General features: G+C 61.4%; 17 protein-coding genes, 1 tRNA gene and 1 pseudogene. 11 read left to right on the top strand and 8 right to left on the bottom strand.

What is annotated here, in order from left to right; all coding sequences use genetic code 11:
- Positions 1-175 precede the first annotated feature (175 nt).
- From K1567_RS12705 to ggt, 4 genes are all read left to right on the top strand, one after another.
- Positions 176-727: an RNA polymerase sigma factor gene (locus K1567_RS12705; protein ID WP_034095760.1), complete on the top strand. Its 552-nt coding sequence runs from the start codon at positions 176-178 to the stop codon at positions 725-727.
- 226 nt (positions 728-953) lie between these two features.
- Positions 954-1,030, top strand: a tRNA-Met gene (locus tag K1567_RS12710).
- Between the two features lie 201 nt (positions 1,031-1,231).
- Complete coding sequence (locus tag K1567_RS12715; protein ID WP_220698542.1) at positions 1,232-2,011, top strand: PhzF family phenazine biosynthesis protein; 780 nt, start codon at positions 1,232-1,234, stop codon at positions 2,009-2,011.
- A gap of 37 nt (positions 2,012-2,048) precedes the next feature.
- The gene (gene ggt / locus K1567_RS12720) at positions 2,049-3,878 is read left to right on the top strand and encodes a gamma-glutamyltransferase (protein WP_220698543.1); all 1,830 of its coding nucleotides are present in this window, start codon (positions 2,049-2,051) and stop codon (positions 3,876-3,878) included.
- Positions 3,879-3,915: 37 nt separating this feature from the next.
- Here ggt and ddlA read toward each other — a convergent pair whose 3' ends face one another.
- Entirely contained in the window at positions 3,916-5,010 is a 1,095-nt protein-coding gene (gene ddlA, locus K1567_RS12725; protein WP_220698544.1) for a D-alanine--D-alanine ligase, read from the bottom strand.
- 159 nt (positions 5,011-5,169) lie between these two features.
- Here ddlA and K1567_RS12730 point away from each other — a divergent pair, with 159 nt between their 5' ends.
- Positions 5,170-5,979 (top strand): AraC family transcriptional regulator, encoded by an 810-nt coding sequence (locus tag K1567_RS12730; protein WP_034095757.1) that lies wholly within the window; start codon positions 5,170-5,172, stop codon positions 5,977-5,979.
- Between the two features lie 15 nt (positions 5,980-5,994).
- Here the strand turns inward: K1567_RS12730 and K1567_RS12735 are convergent, their stop codons facing one another.
- From K1567_RS12735 to K1567_RS27985, 3 genes and pseudogenes are all read right to left on the bottom strand, one after another.
- On the bottom strand, positions 5,995-6,570 hold the full coding sequence (locus K1567_RS12735; RefSeq protein WP_034111656.1) for a flavin reductase family protein: 576 nt from the start codon (positions 6,568-6,570) through the stop codon (positions 5,995-5,997).
- A 57-nt stretch (positions 6,571-6,627) separates the two neighbouring features.
- The gene (locus K1567_RS27980; protein ID WP_371263984.1) at positions 6,628-7,188 is read right to left on the bottom strand and encodes a methyl-accepting chemotaxis protein; all 561 of its coding nucleotides are present in this window, start codon (positions 7,186-7,188) and stop codon (positions 6,628-6,630) included.
- Positions 7,168-7,944 (bottom strand): annotated as a pseudogene (locus K1567_RS27985) (PAS domain-containing protein); the annotation flags it as partial. The gene K1567_RS27980 and the pseudogene K1567_RS27985, both read right to left, overlap by 21 nt.
- A gap of 220 nt (positions 7,945-8,164) precedes the next feature.
- On the opposite strand from K1567_RS27985, the gene K1567_RS12745 reads away from it, so the two are divergent.
- A complete protein-coding gene (locus K1567_RS12745; RefSeq protein WP_220698545.1) occupies positions 8,165-9,535 on the top strand; it encodes a gluconate:H+ symporter in 1,371 nt (456 codons plus the stop codon).
- A gap of 3 nt (positions 9,536-9,538) precedes the next feature.
- On the opposite strand, the gene K1567_RS12750 is transcribed toward K1567_RS12745, so the two are convergent.
- Positions 9,539-10,828 (bottom strand): MFS transporter, encoded by a 1,290-nt coding sequence (locus K1567_RS12750; RefSeq protein WP_034095753.1) that lies wholly within the window; start codon positions 10,826-10,828, stop codon positions 9,539-9,541.
- A gap of 185 nt (positions 10,829-11,013) precedes the next feature.
- On the opposite strand from K1567_RS12750, the gene K1567_RS12755 reads away from it, so the two are divergent.
- The 4 genes from K1567_RS12755 (at position 11,014) to K1567_RS12770 (ending at position 16,316) form a co-directional block, all read left to right on the top strand.
- Positions 11,014-12,432 carry a short-chain fatty acid transporter gene (locus K1567_RS12755; RefSeq protein ID WP_034095752.1) on the top strand — a complete coding sequence of 473 codons (1,419 nt, stop codon included), beginning with the start codon at positions 11,014-11,016 and terminating at the stop codon, positions 12,430-12,432.
- 236 nt (positions 12,433-12,668) lie between these two features.
- Positions 12,669-14,372, top strand: coding sequence for an acid phosphatase (locus tag K1567_RS12760; protein WP_220698546.1), 1,704 nt, complete (start codon positions 12,669-12,671; stop codon positions 14,370-14,372).
- Positions 14,373-14,477: 105 nt separating this feature from the next.
- Entirely contained in the window at positions 14,478-15,647 is a 1,170-nt protein-coding gene (locus tag K1567_RS12765) for a hypothetical protein (protein WP_220698547.1), read from the top strand.
- A 147-nt stretch (positions 15,648-15,794) separates the two neighbouring features.
- Positions 15,795-16,316 carry an SET domain-containing protein gene (locus tag K1567_RS12770; RefSeq protein WP_034095749.1) on the top strand — a complete coding sequence of 174 codons (522 nt, stop codon included), beginning with the start codon at positions 15,795-15,797 and terminating at the stop codon, positions 16,314-16,316.
- Here K1567_RS12770 and can read toward each other — a convergent pair.
- The gene (can, locus tag K1567_RS12775; RefSeq protein ID WP_034111649.1) at positions 16,313-16,957 is read right to left on the bottom strand and encodes a carbonate dehydratase; all 645 of its coding nucleotides are present in this window, start codon (positions 16,955-16,957) and stop codon (positions 16,313-16,315) included. The two genes, K1567_RS12770 and can, sit on opposite strands and share 4 nt — an antisense overlap.
- A gap of 138 nt (positions 16,958-17,095) precedes the next feature.
- On the opposite strand from can, the gene K1567_RS12780 reads away from it, so the two are divergent.
- Positions 17,096-17,500 (top strand): hypothetical protein, encoded by a 405-nt coding sequence (locus K1567_RS12780; RefSeq protein ID WP_034095747.1) that lies wholly within the window; start codon positions 17,096-17,098, stop codon positions 17,498-17,500.
- 56 nt (positions 17,501-17,556) lie between these two features.
- Here K1567_RS12780 and rimI read toward each other — a convergent pair whose 3' ends face one another.
- Together rimI and K1567_RS12790 are read right to left on the bottom strand one after the other, a co-directional pair.
- Entirely contained in the window at positions 17,557-18,009 is a 453-nt protein-coding gene (gene rimI, locus K1567_RS12785; protein ID WP_034095746.1) for a ribosomal protein S18-alanine N-acetyltransferase, read from the bottom strand.
- Positions 18,002-18,745, bottom strand: coding sequence for a hypothetical protein (locus K1567_RS12790; protein ID WP_052202160.1), 744 nt, complete (start codon positions 18,743-18,745; stop codon positions 18,002-18,004). Before K1567_RS12790 ends, rimI begins: the two co-directional genes overlap by 8 nt.
- Positions 18,746-18,866 lie beyond the last annotated feature (121 nt).

Genomic DNA, 18,866 nt, shown 5'->3' on the forward strand with positions numbered 1-18,866 from the left:
GAAAAGACTTGCACAAGCTTGCGCGCCGCCGCGCAACAGGCTGCACGAATCTCAGATATTTCAAGATATTTATACATATAAATCATAGGTTTATGAGTTTTTTTCGTTTGGCACAGGCAGTGCTAAAGGGGTCCTGTCGACATGTTTCGACTGCGTCTACCCAAAGGAAAAAAACATGAATATCCCTATTGAAGCTTTAGCTCACCTCGTTGGCAGCTCGCCTCAATTCATGCATCACCTGACAGACGACGAGCAAAAAAAACTCCGACGCTTTATCCACAAGCGGGTGCTCAACCCGGAGGATGCGGACGATCTTCTGCAATTGACCTACTTGGAAGCCTGGCGTAACCGTGAACGCTACAGCGGCATCGCAACACTCAGCACCTGGATGTGCGGCATCGCCCAGAACCTGATCCGCAATCACTTCAGGCGAATGTATGCCAAGCCGGTTCACTGTGAGTTCGACGAATCGCTGTGGCACGGTCAGGATGAAAACAACAACCTGGACTGGGAGTTCGAGGTCAACCGCCGGTTGGAAAAAACCTTGAATGCCATCGACCATCTGCCGACGGAAATGCGTAAAACGCTCTACGCCTCGCTGGAAACCGACGGTAGCTACCAAGACACCGCCGATGTATTGGACATACCTATCGGCACCGTCCGCTCCCGCCTGTCTCGGGCTCGCGAACAGCTCAAGCGCGTCACCCACAGCTCGCGTCAGCCGTAACCGGAGCCATAGTTGGGCGGCAGGGATATCGCCCAACCGAATATCCGCTTCAGAAACCTACCTCACAGTGCCCGGTGGAAACGCTTGCCGGGCAACCGATGCCGCTTTCCACCTCTCCGCTCGTCGCCATTTAGCCCTGTTTCGGTTAAACAGTTGAAAGCGTAGATAAAAACTCAAAATAAACGCTTGACGCGTTGTCGTTCTGCGCGAATAATGCGCGCCACTTGGCTACATAGCTCAGTTGGTTAGAGCATAGCATTCATAATGCTGGGGTCCGGGGTTCAAGTCCCTGTGTAGCCACCAAGTACTAAAAACGGCTTACCGAAAGGTAGGCCGTTTTTTTATGCCTGCCGAAAAGCCCCGCCGGCCGCAGGCCCGCTCCGTGCCGCAGATGACGATAAGCAACACGGTCTGCATGCGCACAAAAAAACTCCCCAACTGTATTTTGACGCTCCCTTGACCCACTGTTAGTGTCCAGCCTCCCCCCACACGGAGTGCCCTGCGGTGAAACTGGACATTTATCAAGTCGACGCCTTCAGCGAACAGCCTTTCGGCGGCAACCCGGCCGCAGTCTGCCCGCTCACTGAGTGGTTGCCCGATGAGCAGTTGCAAGCGATCGCCGCCGAGAACAATCTCTCGGAAACCGCCTACTTCGTGCGCCGTGGCGATGGCTATGAGTTGCGCTGGTTTACCCCCGAAGTCGAAGTGGACCTGTGTGGTCACGCCACGCTCGCCGCGGCTTGGGTGTTGATTCATCGACTGGCGGACACCTCTGACGTGCTGCGTTTTGCCACCCGCAGCGGCGAGCTTCGGGTGACACGCAACGGTGACGAACTGGCGATGGATTTCCCGGCCAAAGTGCCCCACCCGTGCGAGCCACCCGCCGGTATGTTGGCCGCGCTGGGCATTGAGCATGCCGAAGTATTCAACACCGATGACTTCATTGTGCTGGTGCAGGATGAGGCTCAAGTGGCCGCGCTGACTCCGGACTTTGCGCGCCTCAAGGGCATGCCCAAACGCGGGATCGCCGTGACCGCGCGCAGCACGCGGTTTGACTTCATCTCCCGCTGGTTCGGGCCGAATGTGGGGGTCAACGAAGATCCGGTCACCGGTTCGGCGCACACTTCACTGGCCCCGTTCTGGGCCGAGCGCTTGGGCAAATCCCACCTGACGGCCGAGCAAGGTGGCCTGCGCAAAGGCCAGTTGCACTGCCAGTGCAAAGGCGACCGCGTGATTATCTCCGGCAAGGCCGCGCTGTACATGCAAGGCACGATTTACCTGTAAAAAAGCCGTACCTAAAGGACAACGGATCTTGCTCACCATGAACGGAGTTCAGCGCGTGTTTTCGATTTCTCGCCGTCAACTGACGGTCATCGCCGCAACCCTGGCCCTGACGGCCTGCCATACCTCGGTCAACGAACAACCACCGGCGCCGGAGCTGGGCTCGGGTTATCGCACCGACCTGACTACCCGTCACGCCGAACGCCATATGGCTGCCGCCGCCAACCCGCTGGCCGCGCAAGCCGGACGCGAGATGTTGCGCCAAGGCGGCTCGGCGATTGACGCCGCGATTGCGATGCAGGCGGTGTTGACCTTGGTGGAGCCGCAGTCCTCGGGCATCGGTGGCGGCGCATTCATCATGCTGTGGGATGGCCAAACGGTGCACGCGTACGACGGCCGCGAGACCGCACCGGCCGGGGCGACGGGTCAACTGTTCCTCAACGCCGACGGCAAACCGATGGCGTTTCCCGACGCGCAGATCGGCGGACGCTCGGTCGGTACGCCGGGGGTTTTACGCGCACTGGAAATGGCGCACAAAAAGACCGGCCACTTGCAGTGGGCCAAACTGTTCGAGCCGGCGATCCGTCTGGCGGAACAAGGCTTCGCGATCTCACCCCGCTTGCACAGCCTGATTGCCGCCGACCCGTATATCGCCCAATCGCCAGACATGGCGGCGTACTTTCTAAACGCCGACGGCAGCCCCAAAGCCACCGGTACCTTGCTGCAAAACCCGGCGCTGGCCCAGGTGTTCAAGCGCATCGCCAAGGAAGGGCCGGACGCGCTCTACACCGGCCCGATCGCCGATGAAATCGTGCGCAAGGTCCAGGGCCATCGCAACGCAGGCAGCCTGTCTCAGGCCGACTTGCAACGCTACGTCGCCAAAGAGCGCGCACCACTGTGCAGCGATTACAAACAATGGCGGGTGTGCGGCATGCCGCCGCCGTCCTCCGGCGGGATTGCCGTGGCGCAGATCCTGGGCACCTTGCAGGCATTGGAAGCCCGTGACCCACGCTGGGCCATCGCATCGATGATGCCGCTCAAGAGCCCGTCGCCCGCCGGGCTGGAACCGACGCCCGAGGCCGTGCATCTGCTCGCCGAAGCCGGGCGCCTGGCGTTTGCCGATCGCGCCCTGTATGTGGCCGATACCGACTTCACACCGGTTCCTGTCGCCGGCCTGATCGCCCCGGACTACCTGGCCCAGCGCGCCACGTTGATCGGCGAGCGCAGCATGGGTGTAGCCAAGCCCGGTCAACCGGCCGGCCTGAAGGTGGCGTATGCGCCGGATCGTTCGCCCCTGCGCATCTCCACCTCGCAAGTGGTGGCCGTGGATGACCTGGGCGGTGCGGTGTCGATGACCACCACCGTGGAAGCCGCGTTTGGATCCCACCTGATGGTCCAGGGCTTTTTGCTCAACAATCAGATGACTGACTTCTCATTTATCCCCGAGGAGAATGGCCAGCCTGTGGCCAACCGCGTGCAACCCGGCAAACGGCCGCGCTCGTCCATGGCGCCGACCTTGGTGTTCGACCGCCAGAGCGGGGAGCTGCTGGCCACCGTGGGTTCTCCCGGCGGCTCGCAAATCATCGAATACGTGAGCAAGTCGCTGGTGGCCATGCTCGACTGGAAACTCGATCCGCAGGCCGCCATCAACCTGCCCAATTTCGGCAGTCGCAATGGCGCGACCGAACTGGAGGCCGGCCTGTTCAGCCCGACGCTCAAGCAAGCGCTGAAAGACAAGGGCCACACGCTGAGCGAGATCGAGATGACCAGCGGCGTACAGGCCATCGTTCGCACGCGAGACGCGCAAGGCAAGGTCTTGCTCAACGGCGGCGCCGATCCTCGGCGCGAAGGCCAAGCGCTGGGCGACTGACTGGAAGGGGCAAGCCCGCTCACTGCAACAGGCTTACTCAGCGGCTGATCTTCAGCCCCTTGCGCGCCGCATGCCGCTCCATCGCCAGTTCGATCAGGCGGGTGATCAGCTCGCTGTAGCTCATCCCCGTGGCCTGCCACAACTTGTGGTACATGCTGATGCGGGTGAAGCCGGGCAGTGAGTTGATTTCGTTGATCACCACATCGCCCTTGTCGGTGAGAAACACATCGACCCGCGCCAGCCCCGAGCAGCCCAGCACTTCAAACGCCTGCACTGCCAACTGGCGAATGCGTTCGCTGGCGTCATGGCTGATCGCGGCCGGCACCACCACCTGAGCGGCCTGTTCGTCGATGTATTTGCTGTCGTAGGAATAGAACCCATTGCTCACCACGATCTCGCCGCAACCGCTGGCGATGGGGTTGTCGTTGCCCAATACCGCGCATTCGATTTCACGGCCTTGAACGGCGGACTCCACCAACACCTTCTCATCGAAACCCAGCGCCAGTTCGACGGCGGCACGGTACTCGGCTTCGCTGCTGACTTTGCTTACGCCCACCGAGGAGCCCTGATTGGCCGGTTTGACGAACAGCGGCAAGCCCAGCGTCTTCACCGCCTTTTCATACGAGGTGCGCGCCGCATTGCCACGGGTGAGCGTTATAAACGGTGTGACGGCAATTCCGGCGTCACGCAGCAGGCGCTTGCTGATGTCCTTGTCCATGCAGATCGCCGAACCCAGCACATCCGAGCCGACAAACGGCAGATCGGCCATGCGCAACAAACCTTGCAGGCAACCATCCTCACCCAGGGTGCCGTGGACGATGGGGAAGATCACGTCAATATGTTCCAGCACGCCCTGGCCGGAGGTTTCCACCACTTGGCGATTGGCTTTACCGGGCACCACCGCCAGTTCGCGATTGGATTGGTTGAGGGCGATCAAGGCCGGGTTTTCCTGATTGAGCAGGAAGTTCGAGGTGTCGTTGAGGTGCCAGTGACCGGCCTTGTCGATGCCGATCAGGATCGGTTCGAAGCGCGTACGGTCGAGGGCATCCACGATGTTGCGGGCCGACTGCAACGACACTTCATGCTCAGCCGAGCGGCCGCCAAAAATAATACCTACCCGCACCTTACCCATGACCCGACCTCAGTGTTGAACGTAAGGCTTCTTACCATGGGCGCTCAGCGATTGCCAAACGTGCTGTAGGCGCTGTCTGCACAATCGTACAAGACCCCAGCAGACAGCACGCCCACACTGGGTTAACGTGTTTCCACCTCTTTTTTGTGACAAGTCACCATGGGTAACCCGACCTCCACGCTCGACTGGCTCCACCGTGCGCCGCACGCCAGCGGCCTGGACCGTATCGAAGCGTACTTCGCCGGCTTCGCCTTCGACCCGCATCGCCATGACACCTACGCCATCGGGCGTACGTTGCTGGGCGTGCAGAGTTTTCATTACCGCGGCGGCATGATCCATGGCCTTCCGGGTACGACCATGGTGATTCATCCAGACGAGGTCCACGACGGCCGCGCCGGCAGCGAGGAAGGCTTCAAGTACCGCATGATTTATGTCGAGCCGGCGCTGATCCAGCAGATTCTCGGCGGCAAGCCATTGCCGTTTGTGCCTGGCGGTGTGTCCACCGACCCGCGGCTGTTCCGCGCCAGCGACGTGCTGCTGCAAAACCTGGAATACCCGGTCGACCCGTTGCAGGAACAGGATGCACTGTTCGACCTGGCCCAGGCCCTGAGCGCTGCGGCGGGGGCAATCGTCAGCCGCAAGACCTTCGACTACGTGGCTGCCGAGCGGGCGCGGGAATTTATTCACAGCGCCCTGGGACGCAACATCACATTGGAAGAAATGGCCGAACACGCCGGACGCGACCGCTGGGCGTTGTCGCGGGATTTTCGCCTGCTGTTCGGCACCAGCCCCTACCGTTACCTGACCATGCGCAGGTTGGACTTGGTGCGCAGCTTGCTGGCCCAAGGCCAACCCCTGGTGGACGCTGCGCTGACCGCCGGCTTCACCGACCAGAGCCATATGACCCGGCAATTTCGCAGCACCTACGGCATGCCGCCGTCGCGCTGGGTAAAGATGCTGGGACGTTGAACGCGCTGGTCAGGTTTACAACAGGCGCCCATCGATCGGCTGGCCGATGGTCAGGAAATGCCCGCCCGCCACATGGTGCAGAGTGCGCAGCTCGTCATGCCCATCGAAGTGCCAGTGGCCGTCACTGAACACGCGCTCATCGGCATAGGCGGCCACCACTTCACCGAGGAACAGGTCATAGGTCTGCTGGTTATGCGGCTCGGGGAGCAGGCGGCACTCCAGCCATGCCACGCAACCCTCCAGCAACGGAGCGTCGGTGTGTTCACCTGTGAAGGTGCGCAGGTCATAGGCGGCGAACTTGTCGAGGTCACGGCCGCTGGTCGTGCCGACGGTTTGCACCAGGTCGGCCTGGGCCGCACACGGCACCTGCACTGCGAAGGTGCCGGCGCCTTCCAGCAGTTGGCGGGTCCAGGTGGCTTTGTCCAACACCACCGCGACTTTCGGCGGTTCGAAATCCAGCGGCATGGCCCAGGCGGCCGCCATGATGGTGCGCTGGCCGTCATGGGCGGCGCTCACCAGCACGGTTGGGCCGTGATTGAGCAAGCGGTATGCCTTGGGCAGGGGGACAGGACGGCAGTGTTCAGGGCTCATGCAGGTCGGCTCTTCAAGCGAAAAAACCTACGATACCTCAAGCACAAGCTCCAAGGGTCAGCTCGACAGTTGATTGGCGAATTGTCCTACAGCGCTGACCACTTTCTGCGCGCCATCCTGGATCTCCACAATCACCGTGCCCGCTTCCGCCGCCAGGGCCAGACCTTGCTCGGCTTGCAGTCGACCATCGGTCATCAAGCTGACCGCATCGCGCGCCATGTCCTGGTTCTGGCGCACCACGCCGACGATTTCCTCGGTGGCTTTACTGGTGCGTGAAGCCAACTGGCGTACCTCATCGGCCACCACCGCGAAGCCCCGGCCCTGCTCTCCGGCGCGCGCCGCTTCAATCGCCGCGTTGAGTGCCAACAAGTTGGTCTGCTCGGCGATACCGCTGATGGTCTTGACGATACTGCCGATCACTTGGGACTGAGCGTTCAGCGCCTCGATGCCCTCTCCGGCCTGTTGCATATGCTGGGCCAGGTCGCGCATCACACCCACCGCCTGAGTCACCACTGCGGTGCCGCGCTGTGCACTGTTGTCGGTTTGCACGGAGGTGCTGTAGGCAATATTGGCGGCGTCGGATACCGCCTGTTCGCGGGTGACCTGATCGGTGATCACCGTGGCGAACTTAACCACTTTGTACAGCCGATCGTTAGCGTCGAGCACGGGGTTGTAGGTGGCTTCCAGCCACACCGCGCGGCCATGGCTATCCACTCGTTTGAAGCGCGCCGCGACGAACTCACCGGCGTTCAGACGCTGCCAGAACTGCGCGTAGGCCTCGCTGTTGTATTCCTGTGGTTCACAAAACATCCGGTGATGCTTGCCCTGGATCTGCGCCAGGGTGTAACCCATGCCATTGAGGAAGCGGTCATTGGCGGTGAGCACATGCCCGCCCAGGTCGAATTCGATCACGGCCGTGGAACGCACCAGCGCGCCGATCAGGTTTTCATGCTCGCGCGAGGCTTCGATGGTGCGGGTGAGGTCGCTGGAGAAGATCGAAAAGCGCTTGATCCGCCCGCTTGCGTCGCGCACAGGCTGCACAATCGAGCGCAGCCACGCTTCCTTGCCATTGCCGCGCATCAGGCGCACGGTGCCGGCGAAATGCTCACCGCGTGTCAGCGCATTCTTGAAGCGCAGTTGGAACGAGTCCTGACGTACGTGAGCCGGTACCAACTCTTCAATCGGGCGTCCCAGAATCGCGCTCGCCTGGTAAGCCAACTCCTGCAGAAAATTGGTATTGGCCCATTCCACCCGGCCCTCGGCATCCAGAGTCAAACACAGCATTTCGCTTTCGAGGCTCTCCTTGACCTGATTCAAGCTGGACAACTCTTCGCGAAGAGCTGCTAGCTCTTGCTTCAAACGGGTGTTGAACATGGTTCACCGATGGCGATTAGGGAAATAGATCTGAGCTGCATCGGCGCTGCCGGGGTTTTCTGAAGCCCTAACGAAGCAAGTAGAACCCTAAATATTGGAAAGATGAAACATCGTTGATCCAGCGCAGCTTCCTGTGGCGCCATCGGGCGATCAGGTATGCTTTTGCACGCAGGAAACAAAAAGAAACAATTCCCCAACCTGTTCGATAAGGAGTTCCGTTTTGGAGTTATCGACTGCTGCGTGGATGGTTCACGACACTCGCCTTATGTTTTGCGTCTTACTGGCTATCGCCAGCATCATCGTGCTGATCAGCGCGACCAAGTTACCGCCGTTCCTATCGATTTTGATCGGCACCTTTATCGCTGGGGTCGGCGCCGGCCTGCCGCCGGAAGAGGTGGCTAAAGCCTTCAGTAAAGGCGCCGGGGCGATCCTTGGGGAGGCTGGAATTATCATCGCCCTGGGCTCGATGCTCGGTGCACTGATGGCCGAGTCCGGCGCGGCCGACCGTATCGCCACCACGCTATTGGGGCTGGGTAAGGGCAAGTCATTACCGTGGGTCATGGCCTTGGTAGCGATGGTGATCGGCTTGCCACTGTTCTTCGAAGTGGGCTTGGTGATGATGGTGCCGATCATCTTTGTCATGGCCAAACGTTCAAACCAGCCTTTGCTGAAAATCGCCATCCCGGCGCTGGCGGGTATGACCACGTTGCACGCCCTGATGCCGCCCCATCCGGGGCCGTTGATAGCGGTGGGCGCGTTGCACGCCGACCTGGGCCTGACCATGTTGCAGGGCTTTTGCCTGGCGGTGCCGGCGGTGATGCTGGCCGGGCCGATCTATGGCAACTGGTTGTCCAAGCGCCTGCATGTGGATGAACCTGCCGACATCGGCGCGCTGTTCAGTGCACCGCCCAAGGCCCCGCGCCAGCCGGGCTTTGGCGTGTCGTTGCTGATCATCCTGTTGCCGGTGATTCTGATGCTCGGTAGCACCTTGGCCAAGGTTGCGTTGCCCGCCGACAGCAGCGCCGGCCTGACGCTCAAATTCCTCGGCGAACCGCTGATCGCCCTCGGCCTGGCGGTGATTGGCGCGGTGATCTGCCTGGGCTGGGCCGCCGGCATGCCGCGGGCTGAGATCGGCAATACCTTGCGCAAGGCACTCGCTCCGATTGCGGTGTTGCTGTTGACCATCGGTGCCGGTGGCGGCCTCAAGCAAACCCTGCTCGACGCAGGCGTTAGCCAGACCATCAGCAAAGCTGCAGAAGGCGCACACATGCCCTATCTGCTGCTGGCCTGGCTGATCGCCGTGGCGTTGCGCCAAGCCACGGGTTCGGCCACCGTCGCCACCACCACAACCGCGGGCATCCTGGCACCGATGATGGCGGGCCTGGCGGCGACGCAAAGCTCACTGGTGGCCCTGGCGATCGGTGCCGGCTCGGTGTTCTTCTGCCACGTCAACGATGCCGGGTTCTGGATGGTACGCGAGTACTTCGGGCTGCAGCTCAAGCAGACTATCTGGGTCTGGTCAGTGCTGCAGACCATCGTTTCCGTGGTCGGCCTGGTCGGCACCTTGCTGCTCTGGCACTTCTTGACCTGACCCTCAGGCCATCAAGGTGTGGCGCTTGCCAAACAGCGCCACACTGCCCACTCCCACCGCACCCATCACCACGCAGTAGCCCACGCAAATCCACGGGCTGGTGGGCATCAATGCGATCAGCATCAGCGGGGTGGTGCTGGCCCACAGCGCGTAGGCGATGTTGTAGGTAAAGGAAATCCCCGATACCCGCACCGGCGCCGGAAACAGACCAACCATCACCGACGGCACAGCGCCCACCACGCCACAGCTCAAGCCCGCCACGGCGTACGCCGCACCAAGCCACACACCGCCGGCGATGAGGCTGGCGTACAACAGCGCAATTCCCACCGGCAGCAAAAGGCTGTAAACCAGCACTGCGCGCCAGGCCCCAATGCGGTCCACCAGCAGGCCGGCAAGCACGCAACCGATATTGAGAAACACGATGCCCAGCGCGCTTAACGCGAAGGTGTGACTGGGGCTCATGCCGAAGGTTTTTTGCATCATAGTCGGGGTGATAACCACCAGCACCACCACTGCCGAGGTGAGAACACAGGTGAGGATCATCGCCGGCAGCAGCACCGCGCGGTGGTCACGCAATACGGTGCGCAGCGGCAGTTCGGCGGCGGCCTGGCGACGCGCCTGCATCTCCAGGAAGACTGGCGTTTCACTGAGCCAACGGCGCAGCCAAACGCCGATTACTCCGAATACGCCGCCGAGCAGGAAGGGGAAACGCCAGGCGTAGTCAAGGATCTCAGCAGCTGTAAAAACTTGCGCCAGTAGCGTCGCGGTCAGGGCGCCGAGCAAGTAGCCGAAGGTCAGCCCTGCCTGTAGGAAACCGAGGGCATACCCGCGATGGTTGCGCGGCGCGTGCTCGGCGACGAAGGTCCAGGCACTGGGCACTTCACCGCCCACCGCCGCGCCTTGCAGCACTCGCAGCGCCAGCAGGATCAGTGGTGCGAAATAACCGATCTGGGCATAGGTGGGCATGATCCCGATGAGCAGGCAAGGCAAGGCCATCATCAAGATGCTCAGGCTGAAGACCCGTTTGCGCCCCAGGTGATCGGCAAAATGCGCCATCAGGATGCCGCCCAGCGGGCGCGCGAGGTAACCGGTGACAAAGATGCCGAAGCTTTGCAGCAGGCGCAGCCATTCGGGCATTTCCGGCGGGAAGAACAGTTGGCTGAGGGTCAGCGCGAAAAACACAAAGATGATGAAGTCATAGATTTCCAAAGCACCGCCTAAGGCGGCCAGGCCTAGGGTTTTGTAGTCGGAGCGGGAAAAGCGCTGCGCCTGTGCGACAGAGGTGGCAGTCATGGAATGGCTCGGCAGACAAACAAAATGGCGTGCAGGTTATGAGCTGAACCGGATCATGGCAATCGCGGCAGATATATTTGTTTTCCTCATCGATCAATGAAGATAACCGCATTCCCATATCAATGGCCGTAGCGGAATATGCCGGAAAACTGCCAAACCCATAATAACGACAAGAGGAATGACTCGTGGCCGACGCTATCGAAGAAAGCCGCTATGCCCGATTTGCCCTGCGCTGCTCCAACTTTGCCGAACGCTGGTTCCCGGACTCCTGGGTGTTCGCCGCACTGGCGGTGATCATCGTGGCCGTGGCGACCCTGGGCATGGGCGCCGCTCCGACCGACGCCGCCAAAGCCTTTGGCGATGGTTTCTGGAGCCTGATCCCGTTCACCATGCAAATGGCCTTTGTGGTAATCGGCGGTTATGTGGTCGCCAGCTCACCGCCAGCGGTGCGCCTGATTGACCGCCTGGCGCGCATCCCCAAGAACGGCCGCTCGGCCGTGGCGTGGGTGGCGCTGATTTCAATGGTCGCGTCGCTGCTGAACTGGGGCTTGTCCCTGGTGTTCGGCGGGTTGCTGGTACGCGCCCTGGCCCGGCGTACCGATCTGCGCATGGATTACCGCGCGGCGGGTGCGGCCGCCTACCTGGGCCTGGGCGCCGTGTGGGCCCTGGGGTTGTCGTCGTCGGCCGCGCAGTTGCAGGCCAACCCAGGCAGTTTGCCGCCATCGATCCTGGCGATCACCGGGATGATCCCCTTCACCGAGACGATCTTCCTGTGGCAGTCCGGTGTGCTGTTGCTGGCGCTGATCGTGGTGTCGCTGATCATCGCCTACGCCACCGCCCCCGGCCCGAACAGCGCCCGCGACGCCCAGGCCTGTGGAGTCGACCCGGCCTTCAACCTGCCCAAGCCACAGGCGCCGACGCGCCCCGGCGAATGGCTGGAACACAGCCCGCTGCTGACCATCCTGCTGGCGCTGCTGGCCGCCGGTTGGCTGTTCCATGAGTTTTCGACCAAGCCGGCGATCAGTGCCATCTCGGGGCTCAATACCTATAACTTCCTGTTCATCATGGTCGGTGCGCTGCTGCACTGGCGCCCGCGCAGCTTCCTGGATGCCGTGGCCCGTGCGGTGCCGACCACCACCGGGGTGTTGATCCAATTCCCGCTGTACGGTTCGATCGCCGCGCTGATGACGGTGGTCAAGGGCGGCGACGGCCAGACCCTGGCGCACCATATCTCAACGTTCTTCACCTCTATTGCCTCCCACGACACCTACGCACTGCTGATGGGGGTGTACTCGGCGGTGCTGGGCTTCTTTATTCCGTCGGGCGGAGGCAAGTGGATCATCGAGGCACCGTATGTGATGCAAGTGGCCAACGATCTGCAGTACCACCTGGGCTGGTCGGTGCAGATCTACAACGCCGCCGAAGCGCTGCCGAATTTGATCAACCCGTTCTATATGCTGCCGCTATTGGGCGTGCTGGGGCTTAAAGCGAGGGATTTGATCGGTTTCTCGTTCGTGCAATTGCTGGTGCACACGCCGCTAGTGTTGTTTTTGTTGTGGGCACTGGGGACCACGCTGGCGTATTTGCCGCCGGTGATGCCGTAGGCGAATGGGGACTGCGCCAGTTATTGCAACGGGCGCAGTCAATCAGGCGTGCCAGCCGGTATATGTACTCGGTCTGATGCGAAATTCTAGTCGGCTGTCAGGCCGTCATCGGGGGCAAGCCCCCTCCCACAGGGCCTCGCAGCTCCGGCAGGTCGCGCCGTTGTCTTGGTTCCGTCATCTCCCACTGCTACCGTCCTGCGAAACATCTTGCAACATCTCGCCAGGACTCCCCCGCAATGAGCGACGAGCACGAAGACCGCCCTTCCACCAATTCCGTAACTCAACCGCCCGTAGACACCAGCCGTCGGCGCTTCCTGGGAGGCGCGGCGGTACTGGGGGCGGGCGCTACCTTGAGCGGCTGCGGCCACACCGGCGAAGGGCCAAACCCACCCCAGACACGACCACTGACCCCGCAGGAGCTAGACAAAGCCCTGCGCGACCAGGTTAAAACCGTGGTGGTGATCTACGCCGAAAACCGCAGCTTCAATAATTTGTTTGCGGATTTCCCCGGCGTGGAGAAACCGCTGTCGGCGTTGTCTGCCGCTCAATACCAGCAACGCGACCGCGACGGCAGCCTGTTGGCCACCCTGCCTCCAGCCTGGGGCGGTGTGCTGCAGGTCGGGCCGCAAAGCGTGGACGGCGTTACCTACCCCAACGCAGTGCAATTCCAGGAAAACCTGCCCAACGCACCGTTCGCCCTCAAGGGCCCGAATGCCGAAGATTTGCCGTTGAGCCTTGTGACCCGCGATCTATGGCATGTGTTTTACCAGAACCAGATGCAGATCAACGGTGGCAAGAACGACGGTTTTGTCGCCTGGGCCGACGCCGGCGGGCTGGTGATGGGCCATTACGCCCAGAGCCGTTATTCCCTGCGCCTGTGGGATGTAGCCAAAGAGTTCGTGCTCTGCGACAACTTCTTTCAGGGTGCGTTTGGCGGTTCGTTTCTCAACCACCAATACCTGATCAGCGCCACCGCGCCGGTGTACCCGAACGCCGCACAATCGGTGGCTAAATCGCAGATCGCCACGTTGCAAAGCGATGACCCCACCGACACGCGCCTCAAGCCGCTGGACAACTCCCCGGCCAGCGCGATGAGCGGCCCGCCGCAGTTCGGCCCCAGCGCCCTGACCCCGGACGGTTACGCGGTCAATACCCTGGCCCCGCCCTATTGGCCGACCTGGATACGCGACCCGCAAAACTCGGATTACTCCAAGCCGGACCTGCCCAATGTGCTGGTGCCTCAGACCCACGAACACATCGGCGACAAGCTGTCGCAGAAGAATATCGACTGGGCCTGGTACGCCGGGGCGTGGCAGGCGACGCTGGATCAGTTCAAGGACTCGGGCGGTATCCCGAAGATCCCCAATTTCCAGTACCACCATCAGCCGTTCAATTACTTCAAGCAACAGGGGCCGCAGAACCCGGCGGAACGCAGCAAACGTCTTCGTGATGGTGGGTTGGGCGATGAGTCCAGTACCAACAAGTTCCTGGCCGATGCACAAGCCGGAAAGCTGCCGGCGGTGACGTTCTACAAGCCCCAGGGCAACCTGAACATGCACGCCGGTTATGCCGATGTGGCTTCCGGCGATCGCCATATCGCGCGTGTCTTGAAGGTGCTGCAGGAAAGCCCCCAATGGAAAAACATGGTGGTGGTGGTGACCGTCGATGAAAACGGCGGCTGGTGGGACCACGTCGCGCCGCCTAAGGGCGACCGCTGGGGGCCGGGCAGTCGGGTGCCGGCGCTGGTGGTGTCGCCGTTTGCGCGCAAGGGCACCGTGGACCATACGGTATACGACACCGCATCGATCCTGCGCCTGATTACCCGGGTATTCCAATTGGAGACCCTGCCCGGCCTCAAGCAGCGCGATGACGCCATGATTGCGCGTGGTCAGGCACCGATGGGCGATCTAAGCAACGCACTGCAGTTTCTTATCCAATAGCGACACCCTTGGCGATTTAGCACGCGGTTTTCCTGGTCAGCCGCTACTGTGTGCAAGTGGGCCTTCATCCCGCGCAGACGGGCTTTCGCTGACAAGGAATCAATTATGTTCAAATCGACCAGGCTGTCCCTGACCCTGGCCGCACTGATGGCCAGTGCGGTCGTGCAGGCCGATATCCAAGTACCTTTGGGCAGCACGCAACGCGTCACCCAATTATTCGCGTTTCCCAATAACTGCAATGTGATCTGTTTTCGGCCATGGACGCTGGAGCAGACCGCTGAGCATTACCTGAACCAGAGCTTGCAACGCGACGGTTACAGCCGCGCCAAAGTCAGCGTGAAAAGCCATGACGGCCAGCTCACCGCGACGTTCAGCGGCGTGCCGGACACCTATGGTCAACCGTTGACCACCCTGCTCGACACCGCCGACCTGGCGTATCAGGGCGCCAGCAAGCTCAATAGCGACGGCAAGTGGGCCTATAACTGGTACCTGTTCCTGCCGCTGGGCATGGCCTTGGAAAACCGTAAGAGCATCGAGTTGCTGCACTTCCCGCCGGACTACTCGTTGACTCAGGCCCAGGACTACCTGGAGTCGGCCACTACCGACCGCTGGTCGACGCTGCTCACCGATAACGGCGTCCCCGCCACCGAGACCCCGGCCTATCAGACCATTATCGATATTGCCCCCATCGCCGCGCCGTCCAACGCCGGTAATGACCTGGAGGCGGTCTACAGCTACTTCACCGACTACCAGACGCGTATGGTCAAGGAGCTGAGCCTGCTGCCCAACGGAGCGCTGCCGATGGTGGCGTTCGGCGCACCGGTGCGTAACTGGATCAAGCAGCAATATGGGCAAACCGTGGGCGTGCTGGGCCTGGCGCAGATCAGCCCGGCCGCCGGCCAAAGCGTATCGGTGCTGGGTTCCAACCACCCCAGCTACATTTGGTATGCCGCCGACCCGGCGACCTATGACGGCAACGAGCAGAAGGCCGATGAGGCAGGTTTGAAAGTCATGGGCCAGGATTTGAGTGCCGCCTGCTGGCAGGCCGGCATGGGGCAGAAACCGGCCAGCGACCCGAATGTGTTGCTCAAAGCCTGCATGAATACCTGGCAGGTCACGCGCAAGGAGCAGACCTGTGAGCTGTTCTACACCTCGGTACGCAAGCTGACGCCGGAACAAGCCAATGAAAAATGCGCCACGCCGCCGATCAAAACCCATCTCAAACAGCTGAAGGAACCGGCGCCAACCCCCACAATCACGGCGCCAGCGCTGTAAAACGCACAAAAAACAGCTGATTTCTACTGTCAGATTTGACAGTAGAAATCGGATCCAACATCAGAGAGTCTTGCCCGGAGCCCATCTGCTGCAAGACTGGCCGTCAGCCACCACCCGCAGGTCGATGCAGCCTGACCAAGGAGAGTTATGAAGACTCAGGCCATGGCTAAGGCTAAAAATGCCAGAAGTGACTGTCTTTACCCGTTCAAGCCCGCGCTTGGAAACGACTACCCCTCCACACGTGACTTCGACGTCGTGCCATCGGCCGATGGGCTGACCATGCGGATCACTGCGCGCGTCCCGTTCGAAAGCCGCGTTTGCATCGCCAAGATATCGGGCTACGCCTTGAGTGAGCGGCGCTTGCATACCCTGCAACTGTCGTCGCGCATTCATCTTTACGATGGCTGGTTCAGCGGCCTGTTCCCGCACTCCTGCACGCCGAATGTGTTTCTCGACCTGCATTACCTGGAAGTCTGGACCTTACGCGACATCCCTGTCGGCGCCCCACTGACCCGCGACTACGCCAGCACCGAAGACGTGCTGTTCCGGCAATTCGCCTGCCAGTGCGGCGAGTTGAACTGCCGGGGTTGGATCACCGGTCGCGATGAGCCACTGAACGCCGAAGGGCAGGCGTTCATGGCTCGATGGCGCGAACGCAAGCGGCCTTAGGCTTCGCCCAATGGACGCAGGCGGTATTGCGGCGGCAGTTGCTCGAAGCCACTGATGGTGGTGTTCAAACTCTTCCAGCGGCCATCCTTGATGCCGTAAATGCAACCATGGATCGACAGGCTCTGCCCGCGATGCCAGGCGTTCTGCACAATGCTGGTGTGACCCACGTTGGCCACCTGCTGAATCACGTTCAACTCGCACAAGCGGTCGACGCGCTCTTCTTCGGTCGGCAACTGAGCCAGCAGCTCACGGTTTTCGTAGTAAAGGTCGCGAATGGTGCGCAGCCAGCCATCGATCAGGCCGAACTGGCGGTCCTGCATCGAAGCCCGCACGCCACCGCAGCCATAGTGGCCGGTGACGAGGATATGTTTAACCTTGAGCACATCGACCGCGTACTGGATCACCGACAGGCAATTGAGGTCGGTGTGCAGCACCACGTTGGCCACGTTGCGGTGCACAAACAGATCGCCCGGCAACATGCCGACGATCTCGTTGGCCGGCACCCGTGCATCGGAACAGCCGATCCATAGGTATTCCGGGGTTTGCTGGCGGGCGAGCTTGGCGAAGAATTCGGGATCTTCCTGTTTGATCGCATCCGCCCAGCGTTCGTTGTTATCAAGCAGGTCTTGTAGTTCGTTCATCAGGAAAGCCTCAGGAATGATGCGCAGCTGTGTGACACACGACCACTCGTCCAGGTCACGCCGCGCGGCAATTAGCTTGAATCTTTCGGGCGTGGTGCCTGTCCACACACTATATGCCCCACAGTATGAGGATTGGCCATGACTGAATCACGACGTCCCTACGGCGCTACCCAGCCCGAACCGATTGATGACAACGAAGACCGCATGGGCTCGATGCGCGAGCTGGATTTCGACGACGAGGCTCCTAGCGCAGAAATCGGCGACGAAATCCCCCGTGGCGAGCGCGAACACCTGATGCCTGACGAGCGCGTGCGTGAAGCCGGGATGACCGGAGCCTCCACCGACGATCATGAAGCCACCGACGACGACATGAGCCCCGAAACCCTGATCCACGAAGACGGCGCGCGGGATGCGCGAGAGGCCGGGGAAGACAGCCCTGCCGATTTCGATCTAAGTGTTGTAGACGAGGACGATATCGGCGGTGGGAATGGACTGGATGAGGCAGAACTGGCGGATATCGACCCTATAGGTGGCAAACGCTGACTAGCGCGGTTCACCTGTGGGAGGCGGCTTAACCCCTCCCACATTGGCTCGGGTGGTCAATCGACCAGAGTACAGGCCATGACCACCGCATCTTCCCGGCCACCCACGGCCGGGTAGTAATCCCGGCGACGGCCGATTTCGTTGAAACCGTAGCGTTCGTACAACCGGAACGCTGCGGTGTTGCTGTCCCGCACTTCCAAGAAGCACTCCCGCGCGTTCGCGGCATGTGCGCGGGACATCAGGTGTTCGAGCAATGCCAGGCCCAGACCGCGGCCCTGGTTTTCCGGCTTTACCGTGATATTGAGCAGATGCGCCTCGTCGAGAATGATCTGCACCACACCGTGCCCCACTTGCTGCTCGCCTTCGAACATCAACCAGATCTGGTACTTGCCCAGCCCATCGAGAAAAATCCCACGGGTCCAGGGGTGACTGAACGCCGCATATTCGATTTTTAGCACGGCGTCGAGGTCGGCCTCGGTCATCGGGCGGAAGGATAAAGCCTCACTCATCGGTTGTTTTCCAGCGCGCCATCAGCCGGCGCATGGCTTGCCAGACATCAGCCTTACGCTGTGGCTCTTCCATTAATAATTCCAGGCCCGGCAGGGCCCATACCGAGCCCAGGCTGTCGACCTGCAGCTCGCGATACCACGCCTCGGCGTTGGCTTCACCGGCAAAACGCACAGCGGGCAGGCCGATCAACCACACACACACGCTGGGCTCGTCTTCCAGGCGCGCCGCCACAAAGCCTTGCACAAAGTCGCGCGCAGCCTCGGGGCCTTGATCCATGGTGCCGCGCGTCAGCAGCGGCCAGCGCACCGGGTCGCCGACGATCTGCGGGCTGTCGGGCAGGCCGGCGGCGCGCAGCATGTCCTTGAGCAATAGATAGGCCGGGTCGCGGGTCTGGAAGCGCTCACCGGTGGGCAGTTCCACCAGCAGCAGGCAACGCCCGGCGCGCAGCAATTGCAGGGCAAAACGCGGCGGCGGCACCACCGGCGCCTTGACCACCGGCGCAGCCTCTTCGACCACGGCCGGCTTGACCACTGGCGAGGGCCGCGGGACTTCGATCTTGGCCCGCTCCACCGTTGGGCGTGTCTCGGGCGCAGACTTGATCACCGCGACCGGCGGGGCCGCTTCCTCCCCCGAAGACTCGAACACCGCGTCGGGCTCAAGCGCTTGCAGCAGCTCGGGCCGCGACGGTGCGGCAAACGGCAGTTCGGTACGGGGCAGCCAATTGACCACCTGCATGGCGGTCAAGTAAGCGCGACGTCGGGACTCGATAAGCACAGCTCGGCCACTTGTGGATAAGTAAAGAGCGGGGATTCTACCGCTGTTCGCTCACAATCGCCCACTGCACACTGACCGGCTG

The sequence above is a fragment of the Pseudomonas sp. S5F11 genome (genome assembly GCF_019641515.1).
Classification (GTDB): Bacteria; Pseudomonadota; Gammaproteobacteria; order Pseudomonadales; family Pseudomonadaceae; genus Aquipseudomonas; species Aquipseudomonas rhodesiae.

Coding starts and splice junctions, on each gene's coding strand:
- K1567_RS12705 (WP_034095760.1), top strand. CDS start 176: ATGAATATCCCTATTGAAGCTTTAGCTCACCTCGTTGGCAGCTCGCCT.
- ggt (WP_220698543.1), top strand. CDS start 2,049: ATGAACGGAGTTCAGCGCGTGTTTTCGATTTCTCGCCGTCAACTGACG.
- ddlA (WP_220698544.1), bottom strand. CDS start 5,010: ATGGGTAAGGTGCGGGTAGGTATTATTTTTGGCGGCCGCTCGGCTGAG.
- K1567_RS12730 (WP_034095757.1), top strand. CDS start 5,170: ATGGGTAACCCGACCTCCACGCTCGACTGGCTCCACCGTGCGCCGCAC.
- K1567_RS12735 (WP_034111656.1), bottom strand. CDS start 6,570: ATGAGCCCTGAACACTGCCGTCCTGTCCCCCTGCCCAAGGCATACCGC.
- K1567_RS12750 (WP_034095753.1), bottom strand. CDS start 10,828: ATGACTGCCACCTCTGTCGCACAGGCGCAGCGCTTTTCCCGCTCCGAC.
- K1567_RS12760 (WP_220698546.1), top strand. CDS start 12,669: ATGAGCGACGAGCACGAAGACCGCCCTTCCACCAATTCCGTAACTCAA.
- K1567_RS12765 (WP_220698547.1), top strand. CDS start 14,478: ATGTTCAAATCGACCAGGCTGTCCCTGACCCTGGCCGCACTGATGGCC.
- K1567_RS12770 (WP_034095749.1), top strand. CDS start 15,795: ATGAAGACTCAGGCCATGGCTAAGGCTAAAAATGCCAGAAGTGACTGT.
- can (WP_034111649.1), bottom strand. CDS start 16,957: ATGAACGAACTACAAGACCTGCTTGATAACAACGAACGCTGGGCGGAT.
- K1567_RS12780 (WP_034095747.1), top strand. CDS start 17,096: ATGACTGAATCACGACGTCCCTACGGCGCTACCCAGCCCGAACCGATT.
- rimI (WP_034095746.1), bottom strand. CDS start 18,009: ATGAGTGAGGCTTTATCCTTCCGCCCGATGACCGAGGCCGACCTCGAC.
- K1567_RS12790 (WP_052202160.1), bottom strand. CDS start 18,745: ATGCAGGTGGTCAATTGGCTGCCCCGTACCGAACTGCCGTTTGCCGCA.